Source organism: Acinetobacter sp. 1124_18A (assembly GCF_052824995.1).
Genome location: NZ_VTDF01000009.1, coordinates 96,186 through 111,620 on the forward strand (window position 1 = coordinate 96,186; position 15,435 = coordinate 111,620).

Here is a 15,435-nt window from a genome sequence, read left to right on the forward strand (position 1 = left end):
TTATATTCAATTAAACTAGTGGCAAATCAAACGCCACGAGCAATGAGGAGAATTCCTGTGAGCGATATCGAACTACGCGTTAAACAAGCAGTTGCAGAACAACTTGGTCTTAAAGCTGAAGAGATTAAAAACGAAGCATCTTTTATGGATGACTTAGGTGCTGATTCTTTAGATCTAGTTGAACTTGTAATGTCTTTCGAAAACGACTTCGACATCACTATTCCTGATGAAGATTCTAACGAAATCACTACAGTTCAATCTGCAATTGACTATGTAACTAAAAAACTTGGTTAATTCGCATATTGCTGAATAAAAAAGAAGGCCACCGTAAGGTGGCTTTTTTTTATTTGAGAAAAATAAAAAAAGAGATACATATTTTTACAAGATCAACCTCAATTGATAGCAGAGGTATCTCTTTTTTCACGTATAACAATAAGGGTCAGTTTAATGACTTTATTATAAACAAGAATATGAGGACTAAAAGATGGGTCTTTTTGATTTTGTAAAAGGTATTGGTAAGAAAAATACCGCTCCTGCAGAACCACAACCAGCTCCAGCAACACCAGCAGAACCTTCTGCACAAGAAGTTGCAAATAAATTATTGGGTTTAATTAAAAGTTTAGGCTTAGGGGTAGAGGGTTTATCTGTAACCTATAATGGTTCAACTGATACTGCGACTATTAATGGTCAAGTACAAAGCCAAGCAGATAAAGAAAAAATTATTCTTATTGTTGGGAATATTGATCATGTAGCACATGTAGATGATCAAATGACTGTTGCAACTCCTGAACCAGAAAGTAAATTTTATACAGTGAAATCTGGTGATAACCTTTCAAAAATTGCTAAAGAGTTTTACGGTGATTCAAATCAGTATCCAAAAATCTTTGAAGCAAATAAACCAATGTTAAAAGATCCAGATGAGATTTTCCCTGGTCAGGTTTTACGTATTCCTCAATAATTGAGGGTAATAAAAAAGGCGCTTTTAGCGCCTTTTTTATTTTTTAAAATCTTTTTGGTATTTTTTGCCCATTTGGTACTGGAGTGTCGGCGTTCTTTAAAACACCGAATAACCATGTTTCAGCATGCTGAACTGCAATTTTTAAAGAATCACCTAAAGCTAAACGACCAGCAATAAAACTAGCTAAAGAACAACCTGAACCATGATACTCGCCATCTAAGCGTGGGCAACTGCTGCTCGCCGCAAGTTCACCATTAATATATAAATTATTTTTTATATGATCAGGTGTATCTTCGTGTCCACCTTTAACTAATACGGCTTTAGCACCCATTTCGAAAAGTTTTTTAGTCGCTTGTTCTAAGTCGTCAGTACCTGTTAGAGCACGTAATTCGACTGTATTGGGAGTAATAATAGTGGCTATGGGAATAAGCTCAACAAATGCTTTAACGAGAGTCGCCTGATCACCTAAAGAACCACCACTGTTTGCGACCAAAACTGGGTCAAGTACATATTGATAGTCAGGATGTGCGCGAAGAAACTCAGCTAGAGCAGCAATATTATCTGTAGTGCCGAGCATGCCTGACTTAACGCATTTAATTGGTAAATCACCTACAACGGCATTTGCTTGAGCTAATAATAGTTCTTTTGAGGTTGCTTCGAAGCCGAATACTTGTTGTGAGTTTTGAATGGTGAGGGCTGTACATGCAATTGCTGCATGAGCACCACTTTGTCCAATCGCTTCAATATCAGCTTGTAAACCTGCACCACCTGAAGGGTCTAAACCCGAGAAACAAAGTACGGTTGGACGCACGGTTATTTCCTTTTCAATTTAAATTTACGTTAGTATAAGAGAGTTTGATTAAACTCTCGACCAATTGAATTAAATACTTTACTGGGTTAGTGATTGAATGGCTATAAAACATATTTTGATTGATTTAGATGGAACTCTAACAGACCCAAAAGTTGGTATCCATACTTCAATTCGCTATGCAATGGATAAACTGGGATATCCTTTAGCTACCGATTTAAATATTGACTGGACAATTGGCCCCCCGTTAAAAGCGTCATTAGCAAAACTGTTAGCTACTCAAGATGATGCTTTGGCTGAGCAAGCATTACTTGCTTATCGTGAGCGCTTTTCAGTTACGGGCTTATTTGAGAATGAAGTATATCCATCAGTTGCCCAAACGCTTAATGCATTAAAAGAAGAAGGATATCGTTTATTTGTTGCCACCGCTAAACCAACGATTTATGCAAAACGTATCTTGGATCATTTTGACTTAAGCCAATATTTTGTACATATTTATGGTAGTGAGTTAACAGGCGAGCGGACTAATAAAGCTGAACTCATTCATTATATTCTTGAACATGAGCAACTAAATCCTGAAGAATGTATAATGGTGGGTGATCGCCAATACGACATTTTGGGTGCTCGCCATAATGGTATTGAAGCAGTTGCAGTGACTTATGGTTATGGAACACCAGAGGAACTTGAACAAGCACAGCCTAAAGCAACGATTGCGCAATTTTCTGAACTTTTAGACTATGTTGAAGAGCAGGCAGCACAAAAGAAAGTATCTTAAATATTATTAAATTTTAATTTAAAGGTTTGGCTTTAATCTAAAGCCAAACCTTTTTTCATTTAAATACCGTGTTGTTGGCGGTATTGAACAAGTTCTTCAATCGTAATCACAGTGAGGTGATGAGTTTGAGCATATGCCAAAACTTGAATGCCAGATGCCATAGTGCCATCTGGATTGGTTAATTCACATAACACGCCAGCAGGTTTAAGCCCGGCTAGTCTTGCTAGATCAATTGTTCCCTCGGTATGACCTCGACGAGTAAGCACTCCACCATTACGGGCACGTAAAGGAAAAACATGGCCGGGACGGTTAAGATCACTTGGGACAGCACCATCTTTAATTGCAGTTTGAATGGTAGTCACACGATCTTTAGCAGAAACACCTGTGGTAACACCTTGAGCTGCTTCAATAGTGACTGTAAAAGCGGTATGGAACTGGCTTGAGTTGTGAGAAACCATTGGGGAAAGTTCTAGATGATCTGCTAGCTCTTCTGTAAGGCATAAACATACAATACCTGAGCCATCACGAATCATGCGTGCCATTGTTTCTACTGTTAAAGTTTCGGCTGCAACAATGAGATCAGCTTCATTTTCACGGTCGAAGTCATCCATAACCAAGACTGGTTTACCTTGACGGATATCTTCTAATGCTTGTTGAATGCGCTGCTCAGCAGGAGAGAGGGCTGAGAAAAAAAGTTCTGGTTGAATTAAGCTAGACATAATGAAACGCTCTCGTAAAAATACGGTTGAACATTTCAGGACTGATGTAAAAACAGGCTGGCACTGAAATAAAACGGATTTATCCCAGTTCGTCGTCTTCTTTCATCCGGACTATACCGTCGGCTTTGGAGTTTCACCAAATCTGCTCAAATTACACAATTTAAGCTCGTGGGCTTGTTAATCTAATCATAAAAATTAACTTTACCACCGGTGGGGAATTACACCCCGCCCTGAAGCGATGGGTTTTATTATAGCGCGCTTGATAAAATTGGCTAGATGCATTTGTAGAATGCTAAGTTTCTTTATGAATAAGTATTTTCATAAATGGAAATAAGCTTTTTAACAAGAGCTTACTTGTTGATATGAAAATGGAATGCTATGTTTTTTATAGAAAATTATAAATAAAATAGGTGTTTCATGCAGATAAGAGACGATTATCCCCTTAGGAATACTTTATTTATTCAGCATCTCCATATTTTCAGTTATGTATTTATGGCGGTCAGTATTCTTTATTTAATTGCTGCTAACTGGTTAATGCTTCCAGACAGTATTCAGCTAGCCATCCCACCACTTATATTACTTGTGACAGCATGGTTCAACGTAAAAGATACCTTAAGTGAAGGAGTTAGGCAGACTTTACATGGTGTTTGCGGTTTGATGGTAGGCTTAAGTTTGGCTGTAATCGGGCAGGTTTATCAAACTGGTGCAGATAGTTATCTGCTTTTCTTAATTTGGACATTACTTTTACTACCATGGCTATATCGACCGAATATTGGAATCTTTGCTTTAATTTGTATTACCAGTCAGCTCACACTTTATTTATTTTTTAAGCAGACTTTTTGGTCAGAAAAATTTCCTTATTTATATCTATTCGCTCTAAATTTATTAAGTCTTATCGAATTTTGGATATGTATAAAGAGGTATTGTGCTTTAAGATTTGTTTTTATCGCTTGGTTTGCCGTTATTTCAATAACGGGAATGATCCAGTTTTTATCAAGTGAACATATTCCTTACCTGATCTCTGCTTTCTTTGCCGGAATAATCACTTTTTATTATTTTTTTAAAACAGATGATCAGCTATGTGCCAGTTTAATGGCTGCTGTTCTTGGTGTGACCGCAACAATATGGCTTGTAGATGGCATTAATAACTTGTTTAAAGATTCTAATGAATTCATTTTTTTATTAATTGCGGGCATTATTTTTATTTGGTTTGCATTAATTAGTTATTTTCTAATAAAAATCTTTCGTGAAAGCCGCTTTTATGTGATTCCTTTAGCAATTGGGGCTTGGCTTGCGGGTCTGGCACTTGCGGCTTTTACGCTGGTGTTTTGGGGGGCTATTTCTTTAGTTATAGGAGTTATTTTTGTTTTTATAGCTGTCATTTTATTGAAAAAATCCCAACATCACTTCATTCGCCAATTTGCCTATTGTTTATTTATTAGTGGGCAGACTGCTTTTTTATTTCATCTTGGTTCAGAAACAGATCAAATTTTATGGGTTTTAATTGCGCAGATTTTTATTCTATTTGTGAGTTATTTCCTTAAACCACACTGGTTCTTCATTTTAATTCAAATGCTCGCTACATATGGCATAGCTTTTATCTATTTGCTGCAACTAGACCATTCATTGTGGTCAATACATTCTACTCAGATCTATTTAAATTTAACTTTGCTCAGCTACTTGGGTTTTAGCTTGGTACTCTTGCCTAAGAGTGGATCAATAGCTCTATATGAGCGTAGTATTTTGTTATGTGTACTTGGAGTAATTTTGGTAGCTTCTTTCTTTGATGCTTTTGTGGGTTTAGTTCCAGAAATCTCGATAGATCAGCAGAGATGGATTTTATATTTACTGCCTAGTATCTGGTTGTTGTGCTTTAGTATTTTTCATTTATATAGACAACTTCATGGAGTCACTTTTTTCGCCTTTTTAATTTTTGGTGTAGTACTTATTACACTTGGCTATTTTGAAATTTTCATTCTGCTCATTATTTTAACGTGGGCATTAAAAAAGCAAGATTATATTGTTTATGGGGTTAGTTTAGCCGTATTTGTTTTAGTATTCTGGCAGCTCTATTACAACTTACAAGTAACTTTTCTAGCTAAGAGTGCCTCAATTTTTATTTCTGGCATTGTATTGTTGGCTTTATATTGGTTACTTCACCATGAAAATCAACGCAATTTGATTGAAGGAGAGAAATAATGAAGAAGTATTTTTCTCTTATTCTTGCACTAGTCACCATCTTTTTCTTTGCTGGGTTAGTGGCGAAAAATGAATGGCATCTGCATCATAGTAAAAGTATTTTTATTGAACTTAGACCTGTTGATCCTCGTTCAATTTTACAAGGTGACTATATGGCACTGGCTTATGAATTAAATTTACAATCTCTTAAAGCTCTTGCAGGAAGTGAGAGTGATGCTCTAGATCAGGTGATTTTTAATCGTTCTTCTGTTCCAGCAAAAGTTATTTTAGATTCGCAAAATCGTGTTGTTCGTACAGTTCTGGATATCAATAATTCATTTGCTGGACAAAGTTTAATTTTAAAAAATCCTGAAAATCGTTTACAGGCTTTATATCCCGCTTCACGAAGCTTCTTGTTTGCCGAAGGTCTAGCTCAATGCTATGAGAAAGCAAAGTATGCTGAATTTAAAGTAAACCTAAAAGGAGATGCAATTCTGTTTGATTTACGAGGAGAGCAACTCCAGCCTTTAAATTGCAAACAGCAAAAAAACTGGTGGGAAGGAACTATTTAGAATTTATAAAATTATAAAAGCCCGTCAATGCGGGCTTTTTTTATTCTTAGAATAAATTAGGCAACTTGAACAGGAATACAATTCGCTGTGTGATTGACTGTATTATTTGGGTTTGCATAGACCAAACGTGGTTTATGAATATTTGCTTCAGCTTCAGTAAAATCACCAAATGTAGCAATAATGACTAAATCACCAACGTCTGCCTGATGTGCAGCACCGCCGTTTACTGAAATAATTCCAGAGTTATCTTCACCACGAATCGCATAGGTCGTGAAGCGTTTACCATTGGTTACATTCCAAACATGAATTTCTTCATATTCGCGAATACCAGCTAAGTCCATCAATACGCCATCAATTGCACAAGAACCTTCATAGTGAAGTTCAGCATGTGTTACAACTGCACGGTGAATTTTGCATTTTAATAAACGAGATAGCATGGCTAGCGTCTCCTAAGTAGACCTAAGAAGATTAAGATCTTATGGTGAAATCTTTAGCTTTTGCGGTTGGCAAAGTGGCTGATGCGCATTTTGCTCCTAAAAAAGCAAGATAGCAAGCTTGATTGTTCAACAATTTAAGTGGGTTTATATGCATTAATTTGATTCATGGCTTGTGGAACTTGACCTTGAACAAGTAGTTTCACTTTAGAAAGGGCATGATCAATTGCTGCATCCATCAGACTTTGTTCACTACTTGGTGCTTTACCAAGTACATGACCTGAAACTCTCTCTTTCGAGCCAGGGTGTCCGATACCAATACGTAAACGATGAAAATTTGGACCAATATGAGGGACAATGTCACGTAAACCATTATGACCACCATGTCCTCCGCCTGTTTTTAGACGAATTACACCAGGGTTCATATCAAGTTCATCGTGAGCAATCAAAATTGCTTCTGGAGCAATTTGATAAAATTTTGCAAATGGAACTACACTTTGTCCAGAACGGTTCATAAATGTAGTAGGTAGAAGTAGACGGACATCGTGTCCTTCTATATTACCACGTCCACTGATTCCGTGAAATTTCGGATCATTTTTTAATGTAATGCCATACTTATTAGCAAGCTGTTCAATGAACCAAAAGCCTGCATTATGGCGGGTTTGGGCATATTCTGAACCAGGATTGCCCAAACCAACAATTAGCGAAATATTTGACACTAATCTACGCCTTTCAACACTTATGCGCGTTTAAAGTCAGCGTGCATAGGAGTGTTTTTCGCTGGGTGACGTTGTAACGCTTGGATTTTAACGTTTTCAACTTTGTCGCCCATTTGGATTTCTATAACTTCTTCAAAGAAAGCATTGTTTTCTAAAGCTTTTACAAGCTGACGAAGTTCTAAAGTAATAGCTACAGGCTCAGCATTTCCACCATAAATGATAGCTGGAATTAATGCTTCGTGACGAAGGCGGCGGCTCGCACCTTTCCCTTGTTTGTCTTCAGCACGCGCTTGAGCGTTTAATACGAAGTTTGCCATGAGTAAATCCTCATTAAAGTTTAAATGTACTAAACTTGCGACCAGTTTAGTGATAGAAAACCCCAGCCAAGGCCAGGGTTTATAAAAGCTGCGGTATTATAAACTATCGAACATCGCACTGATAGATTCTTCGTTATTAATACGACGAATCGTTTCAGCAACCATGCTAGCAACAGAAACCTGACGGATTTTGCCCAAGGTTAATGCTTCTTCAGAAAGAGGAATAGTGTCAGTGACAACTAATTCATCAATAACTGAATTACGTAAGTTTTCAATAGCCTTGCCAGAAAGTACAGGGTGAGTTGCGTATGCAACTACACGGCGTGCACCAAATTGCTTAAGCGCATCAGCTGCTTTACACAATGTACCGGCAGTATCAACCATGTCATCTACGATAACGCAATCACGATCTCGTACGTCACCAATTAAGTGCATAACTTGCGACTCATTGGCTTTTTGACGACGTTTATCAATAATTGCTAAATCGATGTCACCCATTTGTTTGGCAACGGCACGAGCACGTACTACGCCACCAACGTCAGGAGAAACCACCATAAGGTTATCATGCTGTTGTTGACGTAAGTCAGCAAGCAAAGCAGGAGTACCATAGATGTTGTCGACTGGAATATCGAAGAAACCTTGAATTTGGTCAGCATGTAAGTCAATCATTACGACACGATCAATACCAACAGTGGTAAGCATGTCTGCAACAACTTTAGCTGTAATCGGTACACGTGCAGAACGTGGACGACGGTCTTGGCGAGCATAACCAAAATAAGGAATAACAGCGGTAATACGACCAGCACTTGCACGACGCAAAGCATCTGCCATAACCAAGATTTCCATAAGGTTATCATTGGTAGGGGCACAAGTAGGCTGAACGATAAATACGTCTTTACCACGAACATTTTCAGTAATTTCTACTGAAATTTCTCCATCAGAAAAGTGACCGACTGATGCAGCACCTAGAGGGATATGTAAGTGACTTACGACTTTTTGAGCGAACTGTGGATGAGCATTTCCACTAAAAACGACAAGATTGGGCATGAAGCACCCTTGGCGGTTGGTATGTAATTAAATAGATGGCAGGGGCGGCTGGATTCGAACCAACGGATGCCGAGATCAAAACCCGGTGCCTTACCACTTGGCGACGCCCCTAATGCGGCAGAACTTTAATATTTTTGCAATGCAATGTCAAGATCAATCAACAAAAAGCATAGCAATTAAGTCTGTCTTTAAAATAAGAGAATGGCAGGGGCGGCTGGATTCGAACCAACGGATGCCGAGATCAAAACCCGGTGCCTTACCACTTGGCGACGCCCCTAAATTCGATGATATATATGATGGCAGGGGCGGCTGGATTCGAACCAACGGATGCCGAGATCAAAACCCGGTGCCTTACCACTTGGCGACGCCCCTAATATAATCATCATTACAGGTGAGATTGGCAGGGGCGGCTGGATTCGAACCAACGGATGCCGAGATCAAAACCCGGTGCCTTACCACTTGGCGACGCCCCTAACGTGTAACCTTAAAATGATTAAGAGGAGATTCTTTTAAACTATTTACCAAGTAAGATTTACATGGTGAATGGTTAAGAATTTCATCAATATTCATTTCATTTGTTACTTCAATAAAAACACAAGCACCTGTACCTGTAAGCTTTGCTTGACCAAACTGATCTAAATATCGCATTGCTTCTTCTACTTCAGGGTATAACTGTCGAGCTAATGGCTCAAAGTTATTTCCAAAATTAGAAGGTTCTAACTGATAGGCGCAAAATTTAGTGGTCTTAGAGTCTCTTGTCAATGTTTTTTGTGAAAAAAGCAATTGAGTGCTGATAAAACAGTCAGGTTTTAAAATAATGAACTGTTTTTGATCTAAGTCTATGAATGATAAATGTTCACCTATACCTTCAGCCCATGCATTTTTACCATAAATAAAAATAGGAACATCGGCACCCAACTTCACACCATAGTCCGCAAGTTGTTCTTGATTTAGTCCACATTCCCATAATTGATTTAACACAATCAGGGTTGTGGCGGCATTAGATGAACCTCCGCCCAGACCTGCACCCATTGGAATATTTTTTTCAATTTTGATGTGTAGACCGCAGAATTTTTTTGCATGCGGTCTTAGAATTTGAGCAGCCCGATAAATCAGGTTGTCTTCAGGCTGGACTTCACTCAATCCATCAATTTCGATGTGTTCATCCAAAGTCGGTGTAAATGTCATCCAGTCATATAAATCAATAAGTTGGAAAATGGTTTGTAACTCATGATAACCATTTTCGCGTCGGCCTGTAATATGTAAAAACAGGTTGAGTTTAGCTGGAGAAGGAACTCGAATCATAGATTTATATAATTAGATTTAGCGGTTTTGGATGACCATTGTAATACGGTTTTCTTTATCTTCAGCAAGCGCTTGCTTTAAAACTAGCTTGTTTGGCAAAGTTTGTGCGTCATCATAGCTGAAATTAACCGTCCAACCATCTTCAATGAGTTGGTTTATACGATTTTCATTATCTTTACTGATCTGAGCACTTAAGGTTGCAGGTTTAGCCAAAATCCAGCTCGTTAAATGAGTGATTGGTGCTTGCCAACCCGTTGCACGTTCTAAAAGTTCTTCTGGAGAGGCAGCAGTAATTAACCCAGTTTTTGCACTATTTAACTTCACTTCACCAGGTTTACCCTGAATTTGAGTTTTTCCTACACCTAAAATACCGCTTAATTCAATATCAAAATTATCTTGTTGTTGAACCCATGTGAAAAAAGCACTACCAGTTTGCTGTGGTGTGCGAACCCCGATCTTACCTTGTAAATTGAAGTGTTTTTCATCTTGAACTTGTTGGGTAACCGCAGGTTTTGGTTGAGTAAAATGCTGACAACCGGTTAGAAATAATACACTTGACCCACAGATCGCTGTGCACAGTTGGGCAAATTTGCTCATATATTTAACTCTTTTTTGCAGATGTAGGTAAAATTAACGCATCAAGCTGTTGTAATTGTGGATCATTGGCATGTTTTTGTTTCAGTTGTTGTAACACAGCGCTAAATTGAGTTAATGATCCTTGCATATACAATGCTTTAGCATAACGAACGCCAATATTTATATTGTGGCTAAGTTCATAAGCTTTGCCCAACGCCTCTGCCGCAGCTTCATAATCATTCTGTAAAAATGCAATATAACCAAGCGTATCAAGAATTGAGGCTTGTTCTGGCGCATATTCCAAGGCTTGCTCTGCATATTGACGCGCTTCTTTTAACCTACGGTTTTGCAGGGCTAGTGTATAAGCATATGCATTGAGGTAAGTTGGGCTGTTAGGCTCAAGTTGTAATAATTGCTTTAATGTTTTGTCGAGTTTATCGCGGTCAGTATATGGATCAAGTAATAAAACTTCTGCGTAAATGAGTTCCGGATCATCCGGTAAATTCTTTATCGCCTCATCTAATAAATTTAATGCAGCTTTCTTATTGCCCATTTTCTTTAAGATTTCAGCTTGAGCTTGATATAAGAAACTTGCATGTTGAGGATAATTTACGCGTTCTTGAGTAAGGAACCGTAAAGCATCATGTAAATTTTCTTGTTTATCATATATTGCAATCAGATTGCGTCTGGAAACGACATATAAGCTGCCATCAACTAAACGATAGTAAGCTTTTGCGGTTTCATAATGCTGTTTGCGTTCTGCATTAATGGCTAAATAGTAATAGGCTTCATTTTGATATTTTGCAGAGTTTCGTAGGTCCACAAGATATTGTTCTGCTTTGTCATATTGCTTTAAATCAATACTGGTTAAGCCTGCAATAAACAATGCTTCTTCAGCTTTAGGATTGGCTTCTATAACGTTTTCGAGCTTTTCTAAAGCCAGTTGAGATTGATTCAGTTGTATAAGATAGCGAATTTCAGCTAAACGAATATCTAAATTTTTCTTATATTTACGGCTGGATTTTGCATACCATTTAAGTGCACCTTCTTGATCGCTAAGAGCAATAAGTAGGTTTGCTTTCATTAAAATAAAGCTCGTCACTTTAGGACGTCGGCGTAATGCTTTGTTAATGTTGGTTAGAGCAGATTCTAATTGGCCATTTTGGGCTTCTAAGTTGGCGATGAGCGCTAAAATAGAAGGGTTATCTTTTTCTGCACTAGAACGTAAAGCTGTTAATAATACATCTCGATCTTGAGCATTTTCTGGGGCAATACTCGCTAAAATTTGTTCTAAATCAGCAGTTGGATCTATTTTTAAAATTTTATCTAATGTTTCAGCGGCAAGCTGGTATTCATGTGTTTTTAAAGCAATATGTGACAAATAAAATAAAGCAGGTACATCTTTGGGTTCTTGGGCTACCCAATGTGTAGCAATGTTTAAAGCAGCTTGAAAATCATTATATTCAAGAGCAACGTCTAAAGCTCGCTGTTTAATTGAGGTAGAGTTACTTTTAATTGCGAGGACTGTGTAATTGTGCAGAGCATTAGGAATATCATCATAAGCGAGAGCAAATTCAGCGACCATAGTTTGCTCTAATGCCTGATCAAATGAATGCACGGCATAGGTCTCTTGCACAGGACGTGCATAGACATGCGAGGACATGCTACCTAACAATAAGAATGTGGTAGAATACTGTCTTATCGAAGCACCGTTAAAATTAATACGGCTATTCATTTGACGCAATTTTTATTGATCCAAAGTAATGCTTTTTATGACACCGATGTTGCACAATAGCATAAATTTAGCGAAATGATGATCTGATATGTCTTTCTTTGCATTGGGTGTCAACCATCAAACAGCTTCTGTCGAACTCCGCGAAAAAATTGCTTTCAATGCAGAGCGATTAAGTCGTTTGTTTGCCGAACAAAAACATCATCAAAACTTAAAGGATTTGGTGGTCGTTTCGACGTGTAACCGCACAGAAGTGTATGCCATGGCTGAAAATGCCGAAAGCCTTCTGAAATGGTTAGCTGATGCCAATAATATTGATGTACAGCACTTAATTCATCATGTTTATCGTTACGAGAACACGCAGGCAATTACACATTTAATGCGAGTGGCGAGTGGTCTAGACTCTCTCATGCTAGGTGAGCCGCAAATTTTAGGGCAGGTTAAAAGTGCTTTAGCATTGTCTAAAGAAGCTCAAACCGTCTCTCCTGAATTAAACAGTGTTTTTGAATATGCTTTTTATGCAGCTAAACGTGTACGTTCCGAAACGGCGGTGGGTAGTCATGCAGTTTCGATGGGGTATGCGGTTGCACAATTAGCTTTACAGGTCTTTAGTAAGCCAGAAAAACTTACAGTGATGGTCGTTGCTGCGGGTGAAATGAATAGCTTGGTTGCTAAACATTTGGCTGAAATGGGTGTCGCTAAAATTATTATTTGTAATCGTAGCCGTGAGCGTGCTGATCAACTAGCTCAAGAGATTTCACATCAAGTTGAAGTTGAAATTATTGATTTTGCAGCATTGGCTGAAAATTTGTATCGTGCTGATGTTGTGTCGAGTTGTACTGGGAGTTTATATCAAGTTATTGCTTATCCAGATGTTAAGGCTGCGTTAAAGAAACGTCGCTATCAACAAATGTTAATGGTTGATTTAGCAGTGCCTCGTGATATAGATCCTAAAGTTGAAGCGCTTGATGGTGTCTATTTGTATGGTGTTGATGATTTACAAAGCGTGATTGATGAGAACCTTGCTCAACGACGCCAGGCTGCTGTTGAAGCCGAAGTCATGGTTAATCAATTAGCTACCCAGCTTATTACTCATCAAAAAGTTAAAGAGGCGGGCAGTACAATTCATGCCTACCGCCAACATAGTGAAGAAATTAGCCAACAAGAGCTTACGCATGCGTTAGACGCTTTGCATCATGGTGAAAATGCTGAACAAGTATTACAGCAATTCGCGCATCGTTTGACGCAAAAGCTGATGCATCCGACATCTATTTTGCTACGTGAAGCTGCCAAGGCCGAGAATCCTGATTATTTAGAATGGCTACAACAGCATTTACAGGATGTGTTTGATCATGAGCGTAAGCCAAAACATTAAGACAGCAGTCTTAAGCTAATTTGTTTTGTTAATTCATTGAGTTGTTGTCTTAGATTTCTTGATTCAATCAGTGAAATTGGCGACTTAAGCTTTTGACGTAAGTATCTTTCTTTTAGGCCTAAAGCATATTCTTGAGCTAACTTGTCAGCCACTTCAGGTGCCTGTGTTAATGCCTGTATATTGGTTCTTTGCATAATATCGGCAATTTCATGACAATAACTACTACAAGCACCGAGCACATAATAAGTTGCTAACTCTTGATCATCTGGTAAGTCATCAAAAATACGATTTAAAATAGCCAGAACTTTTGCCAACAATTCATCTTGCTGAATATAGGCACGTAATCCTTCAAAATGAATATAAAGAAAAGGGTGATTCATTAAAATTGCAATCGCGAAGTCTTCATCTTTAGTGTGAATGTTAAATGAGAGCGAGGCATCATGGCTGATTTGTGGGGTAAAACGTTTACCCAATCCGAGTTTTTCACGGAAAGATTGATTAAGTAAATAACGGAAAGAGCCCTGTTTGGGTAATAGTTCAGTCAGTTCTCTGAGTTCTCCCATGACTAAGCTTTTGCCTTCTGGGGTGCTAATGTCGTGTTGACCCGTTAAATAGGCAAAGACAAAATCAGACAGAAGAGGAGCTTGTTGTAATAGTTTCTGGAAATTTTCAAGCCCTTCGCGACGGATAAGAGAGTCAGGATCGTGGTCATTCGGTAGCACGAAAAATTTGAGTTCGCGCCCATCATTGAGAAGTGGTAAAGCAATTTCTAACGTTCTGCGTGCTGCTTTTTGACCTGCAGCATCACCATCAAAAGCAATGGTAATACGGCTATTTTGTTTAAATAAAATATTAAGATGTTCTGTATTACTTGCAGTCCCTAAAGTTGCGACGGCACCTGTAATGCCATATTGCTGAAGCGCAATCACATCCATGTAGCCTTCAACCATTAACCAATCGCTAGATTTAAGTTTTCTACCTTCATAAAGCCCATAAAGCAGCTGATTCTTATGAAAGACTTCTGAGTCTGGAGAGTTGATGTATTTAGGCTTGATTTCGTCATTTAATGCACGTCCCCCAAAACCAACAACGCGGCCTTTAGGGTCTCGAATTGGGAAAATGACGCGGTCACGTAATAAGTCAAAATCACGACCATTATCGCTTGAACGGATAAGTCCAAGTTGTTTTAAACCATCAATGTCATAAGGAAAAGCTTTTTCTAAATGTTGCCAGTCTTCTGGAGCATAGCCCAAGCGCCAAAACTGAATAGTCTGATTGCTTAAACCACGTTGTTTAAAATAATTTTTTGCCTTTTGACTATTAGGTAATTGGTGCTCATAGAACTGAGCAATATTTTCCAGTAAGTCATATAAATTACCTTCTTGAACTGGTTCATCAAAACTAAAAGGCTGCTCAAATTGAGCAAATGGGTCATCAAAAAATACAGGTTCAAGCGTGTTATAGCTTTCATCAGTTGGTTGTTGCGGAGTTGGAGTTACAGGCTCTGCCGTATTTGCTTTAGCAACTGGTGGTTTCGTAACCTGACGGGTATAAGACAGCTTTTTATTTTCAGTATTATCTTTAGGTAATTCGACTCCGGCGCTACTCGATAACTCCTTCATCACATCTATAAAATTTCGGTTATCAATGTCCATGAGAAAACGGATCGCGTTACCGTTGGCCTGACACCCAAAGCAGTGATAATACTGCTTGTCACGATAGACATGGAACGATGGGGATTTTTCTTGATGAAAAGGGCAACAGCCGGAATATGTACGTCCCGTCTTTTTCAGTTTCACACGCTGACCAATCAAATCGACAATATCTGTGCGATCTAAAATTTGATCAATCGTATGTTGTGGAATTGCCATAATTCAGATAACCGTATTAAAACTGATGAGAGAGTGATTCAGAATATTC

General features: G+C 38.4%; 16 protein-coding genes, 4 tRNA genes and 1 riboswitch. Of the genes, 6 read left to right on the forward strand and 14 right to left on the reverse strand.

Features of this window, described 5'->3' with window-relative positions; translation table 11 throughout:
* The first annotated feature begins 57 nt into the window (after nt 1-57).
* Nucleotides 58-294 carry an acyl carrier protein gene (gene acpP, locus FY048_RS16140; RefSeq protein ID WP_004641570.1) on the forward strand — a complete coding sequence of 79 codons (237 nt, stop codon included), beginning with the start codon at nt 58-60 and terminating at the stop codon, nt 292-294.
* Between the two features lie 190 nt (nt 295-484).
* Entirely contained in the window at nt 485-958 is a 474-nt protein-coding gene (gene lysM / locus FY048_RS16145; protein ID WP_446091809.1) for a peptidoglycan-binding protein LysM, read from the forward strand.
* A gap of 43 nt (nt 959-1,001) precedes the next feature.
* Here lysM and FY048_RS16150 read toward each other — a convergent pair whose 3' ends face one another.
* A complete protein-coding gene (locus FY048_RS16150; protein WP_446091810.1) occupies nt 1,002-1,769 on the reverse strand; it encodes a hydroxymethylpyrimidine/phosphomethylpyrimidine kinase in 768 nt (255 codons plus the stop codon).
* Between the two features lie 97 nt (nt 1,770-1,866).
* On the opposite strand from FY048_RS16150, the gene FY048_RS16155 reads away from it, so the two are divergent.
* Complete coding sequence (locus tag FY048_RS16155; protein WP_446091811.1) at nt 1,867-2,541, forward strand: HAD-IA family hydrolase; 675 nt, start codon at nt 1,867-1,869, stop codon at nt 2,539-2,541.
* Nucleotides 2,542-2,600: 59 nt separating this feature from the next.
* Here FY048_RS16155 and ribB read toward each other — a convergent pair whose 3' ends face one another.
* Nucleotides 2,601-3,260: a 3,4-dihydroxy-2-butanone-4-phosphate synthase gene (ribB, locus tag FY048_RS16160; RefSeq protein ID WP_446091812.1), complete on the reverse strand. Its 660-nt coding sequence runs from the start codon at nt 3,258-3,260 to the stop codon at nt 2,601-2,603.
* A 90-nt stretch (nt 3,261-3,350) separates the two neighbouring features.
* Nucleotides 3,351-3,501: riboswitch (FMN riboswitch) on the reverse strand.
* 176 nt (nt 3,502-3,677) lie between these two features.
* On the opposite strand from ribB, the gene FY048_RS16165 reads away from it, so the two are divergent.
* Together FY048_RS16165 and FY048_RS16170 are read left to right on the forward strand one after the other, a co-directional pair.
* Nucleotides 3,678-5,459: a DUF2157 domain-containing protein gene (locus FY048_RS16165; protein WP_446091813.1), complete on the forward strand. Its 1,782-nt coding sequence runs from the start codon at nt 3,678-3,680 to the stop codon at nt 5,457-5,459.
* Nucleotides 5,459-6,010, forward strand: coding sequence for a GDYXXLXY domain-containing protein (locus tag FY048_RS16170; RefSeq protein WP_446091814.1), 552 nt, complete (start codon nt 5,459-5,461; stop codon nt 6,008-6,010). Before FY048_RS16165 ends, FY048_RS16170 begins: the two co-directional genes overlap by 1 nt.
* 56 nt (nt 6,011-6,066) lie before the next feature.
* Here FY048_RS16170 and panD read toward each other — a convergent pair whose 3' ends face one another.
* From panD to FY048_RS16225, 11 genes are all read right to left on the reverse strand, one after another.
* Entirely contained in the window at nt 6,067-6,447 is a 381-nt protein-coding gene (gene panD, locus FY048_RS16175) for an aspartate 1-decarboxylase (RefSeq protein ID WP_002120296.1), read from the reverse strand.
* A gap of 134 nt (nt 6,448-6,581) precedes the next feature.
* The gene (pth, locus tag FY048_RS16180) at nt 6,582-7,163 is read right to left on the reverse strand and encodes an aminoacyl-tRNA hydrolase (RefSeq protein ID WP_003653332.1); all 582 of its coding nucleotides are present in this window, start codon (nt 7,161-7,163) and stop codon (nt 6,582-6,584) included.
* Between the two features lie 20 nt (nt 7,164-7,183).
* Entirely contained in the window at nt 7,184-7,480 is a 297-nt protein-coding gene (gene rplY, locus FY048_RS16185) for a 50S ribosomal protein L25 (RefSeq protein ID WP_016139072.1), read from the reverse strand.
* A gap of 96 nt (nt 7,481-7,576) precedes the next feature.
* Nucleotides 7,577-8,527 carry a ribose-phosphate pyrophosphokinase gene (locus FY048_RS16190; protein WP_016139071.1) on the reverse strand — a complete coding sequence of 317 codons (951 nt, stop codon included), beginning with the start codon at nt 8,525-8,527 and terminating at the stop codon, nt 7,577-7,579.
* Between the two features lie 36 nt (nt 8,528-8,563).
* Nucleotides 8,564-8,638, reverse strand: a tRNA-Gln gene (locus FY048_RS16195).
* A 91-nt stretch (nt 8,639-8,729) separates the two neighbouring features.
* A tRNA-Gln gene (locus FY048_RS16200) sits at nt 8,730-8,804 on the reverse strand.
* Nucleotides 8,805-8,824: 20 nt separating this feature from the next.
* Nucleotides 8,825-8,899, reverse strand: a tRNA-Gln gene (locus FY048_RS16205).
* Between the two features lie 26 nt (nt 8,900-8,925).
* Nucleotides 8,926-9,000 (reverse strand) — tRNA-Gln (locus FY048_RS16210).
* The gene (gene ispE, locus FY048_RS16215; protein ID WP_446091815.1) at nt 8,999-9,832 is read right to left on the reverse strand and encodes a 4-(cytidine 5'-diphospho)-2-C-methyl-D-erythritol kinase; all 834 of its coding nucleotides are present in this window, start codon (nt 9,830-9,832) and stop codon (nt 8,999-9,001) included. The genes FY048_RS16210 and ispE overlap by 2 nt, the downstream gene beginning before the upstream one ends.
* An 18-nt stretch (nt 9,833-9,850) precedes the next feature.
* Nucleotides 9,851-10,429: a lipoprotein insertase outer membrane protein LolB gene (gene lolB, locus FY048_RS16220; protein ID WP_446091816.1), complete on the reverse strand. Its 579-nt coding sequence runs from the start codon at nt 10,427-10,429 to the stop codon at nt 9,851-9,853.
* 4 nt (nt 10,430-10,433) lie between these two features.
* Entirely contained in the window at nt 10,434-12,143 is a 1,710-nt protein-coding gene (locus tag FY048_RS16225; protein WP_016139068.1) for a tetratricopeptide repeat protein, read from the reverse strand.
* A gap of 88 nt (nt 12,144-12,231) precedes the next feature.
* Here FY048_RS16225 and hemA point away from each other — a divergent pair, with 88 nt between their 5' ends.
* Nucleotides 12,232-13,515 carry a glutamyl-tRNA reductase gene (hemA, locus tag FY048_RS16230; RefSeq protein ID WP_446091817.1) on the forward strand — a complete coding sequence of 428 codons (1,284 nt, stop codon included), beginning with the start codon at nt 12,232-12,234 and terminating at the stop codon, nt 13,513-13,515.
* Here the strand turns inward: hemA and FY048_RS16235 are convergent.
* The gene (locus FY048_RS16235) at nt 13,512-15,386 is read right to left on the reverse strand and encodes a DNA primase (RefSeq protein ID WP_446091818.1); all 1,875 of its coding nucleotides are present in this window, start codon (nt 15,384-15,386) and stop codon (nt 13,512-13,514) included. The two genes, hemA and FY048_RS16235, sit on opposite strands and share 4 nt — an antisense overlap.
* Between the last annotated feature and the right edge of the window lie 49 nt (nt 15,387-15,435).

Excerpts from the sequence above, each read along its gene's own strand:
- lysM (WP_446091809.1), top strand. The coding sequence starts at position 485 with ATGGGTCTTTTTGATTTTGTAAAAGGTATTGGTAAGAAAAATACCGCT.
- FY048_RS16155 (WP_446091811.1), top strand. The coding sequence starts at position 1,867 with ATGGCTATAAAACATATTTTGATTGATTTAGATGGAACTCTAACAGAC.
- ribB (WP_446091812.1), bottom strand. The coding sequence starts at position 3,260 with ATGTCTAGCTTAATTCAACCAGAACTTTTTTTCTCAGCCCTCTCTCCT.
- FY048_RS16165 (WP_446091813.1), top strand. The coding sequence starts at position 3,678 with ATGCAGATAAGAGACGATTATCCCCTTAGGAATACTTTATTTATTCAG.
- FY048_RS16170 (WP_446091814.1), top strand. The coding sequence starts at position 5,459 with ATGAAGAAGTATTTTTCTCTTATTCTTGCACTAGTCACCATCTTTTTC.
- panD (WP_002120296.1), bottom strand. The coding sequence starts at position 6,447 with ATGCTATCTCGTTTATTAAAATGCAAAATTCACCGTGCAGTTGTAACA.
- rplY (WP_016139072.1), bottom strand. The coding sequence starts at position 7,480 with ATGGCAAACTTCGTATTAAACGCTCAAGCGCGTGCTGAAGACAAACAA.
- FY048_RS16190 (WP_016139071.1), bottom strand. The coding sequence starts at position 8,527 with ATGCCCAATCTTGTCGTTTTTAGTGGAAATGCTCATCCACAGTTCGCT.
- ispE (WP_446091815.1), bottom strand. The coding sequence starts at position 9,832 with ATGATTCGAGTTCCTTCTCCAGCTAAACTCAACCTGTTTTTACATATT.
- lolB (WP_446091816.1), bottom strand. The coding sequence starts at position 10,429 with ATGAGCAAATTTGCCCAACTGTGCACAGCGATCTGTGGGTCAAGTGTA.
- FY048_RS16225 (WP_016139068.1), bottom strand. The coding sequence starts at position 12,143 with ATGAATAGCCGTATTAATTTTAACGGTGCTTCGATAAGACAGTATTCT.
- hemA (WP_446091817.1), top strand. The coding sequence starts at position 12,232 with ATGTCTTTCTTTGCATTGGGTGTCAACCATCAAACAGCTTCTGTCGAA.
- FY048_RS16235 (WP_446091818.1), bottom strand. The coding sequence starts at position 15,386 with ATGGCAATTCCACAACATACGATTGATCAAATTTTAGATCGCACAGAT.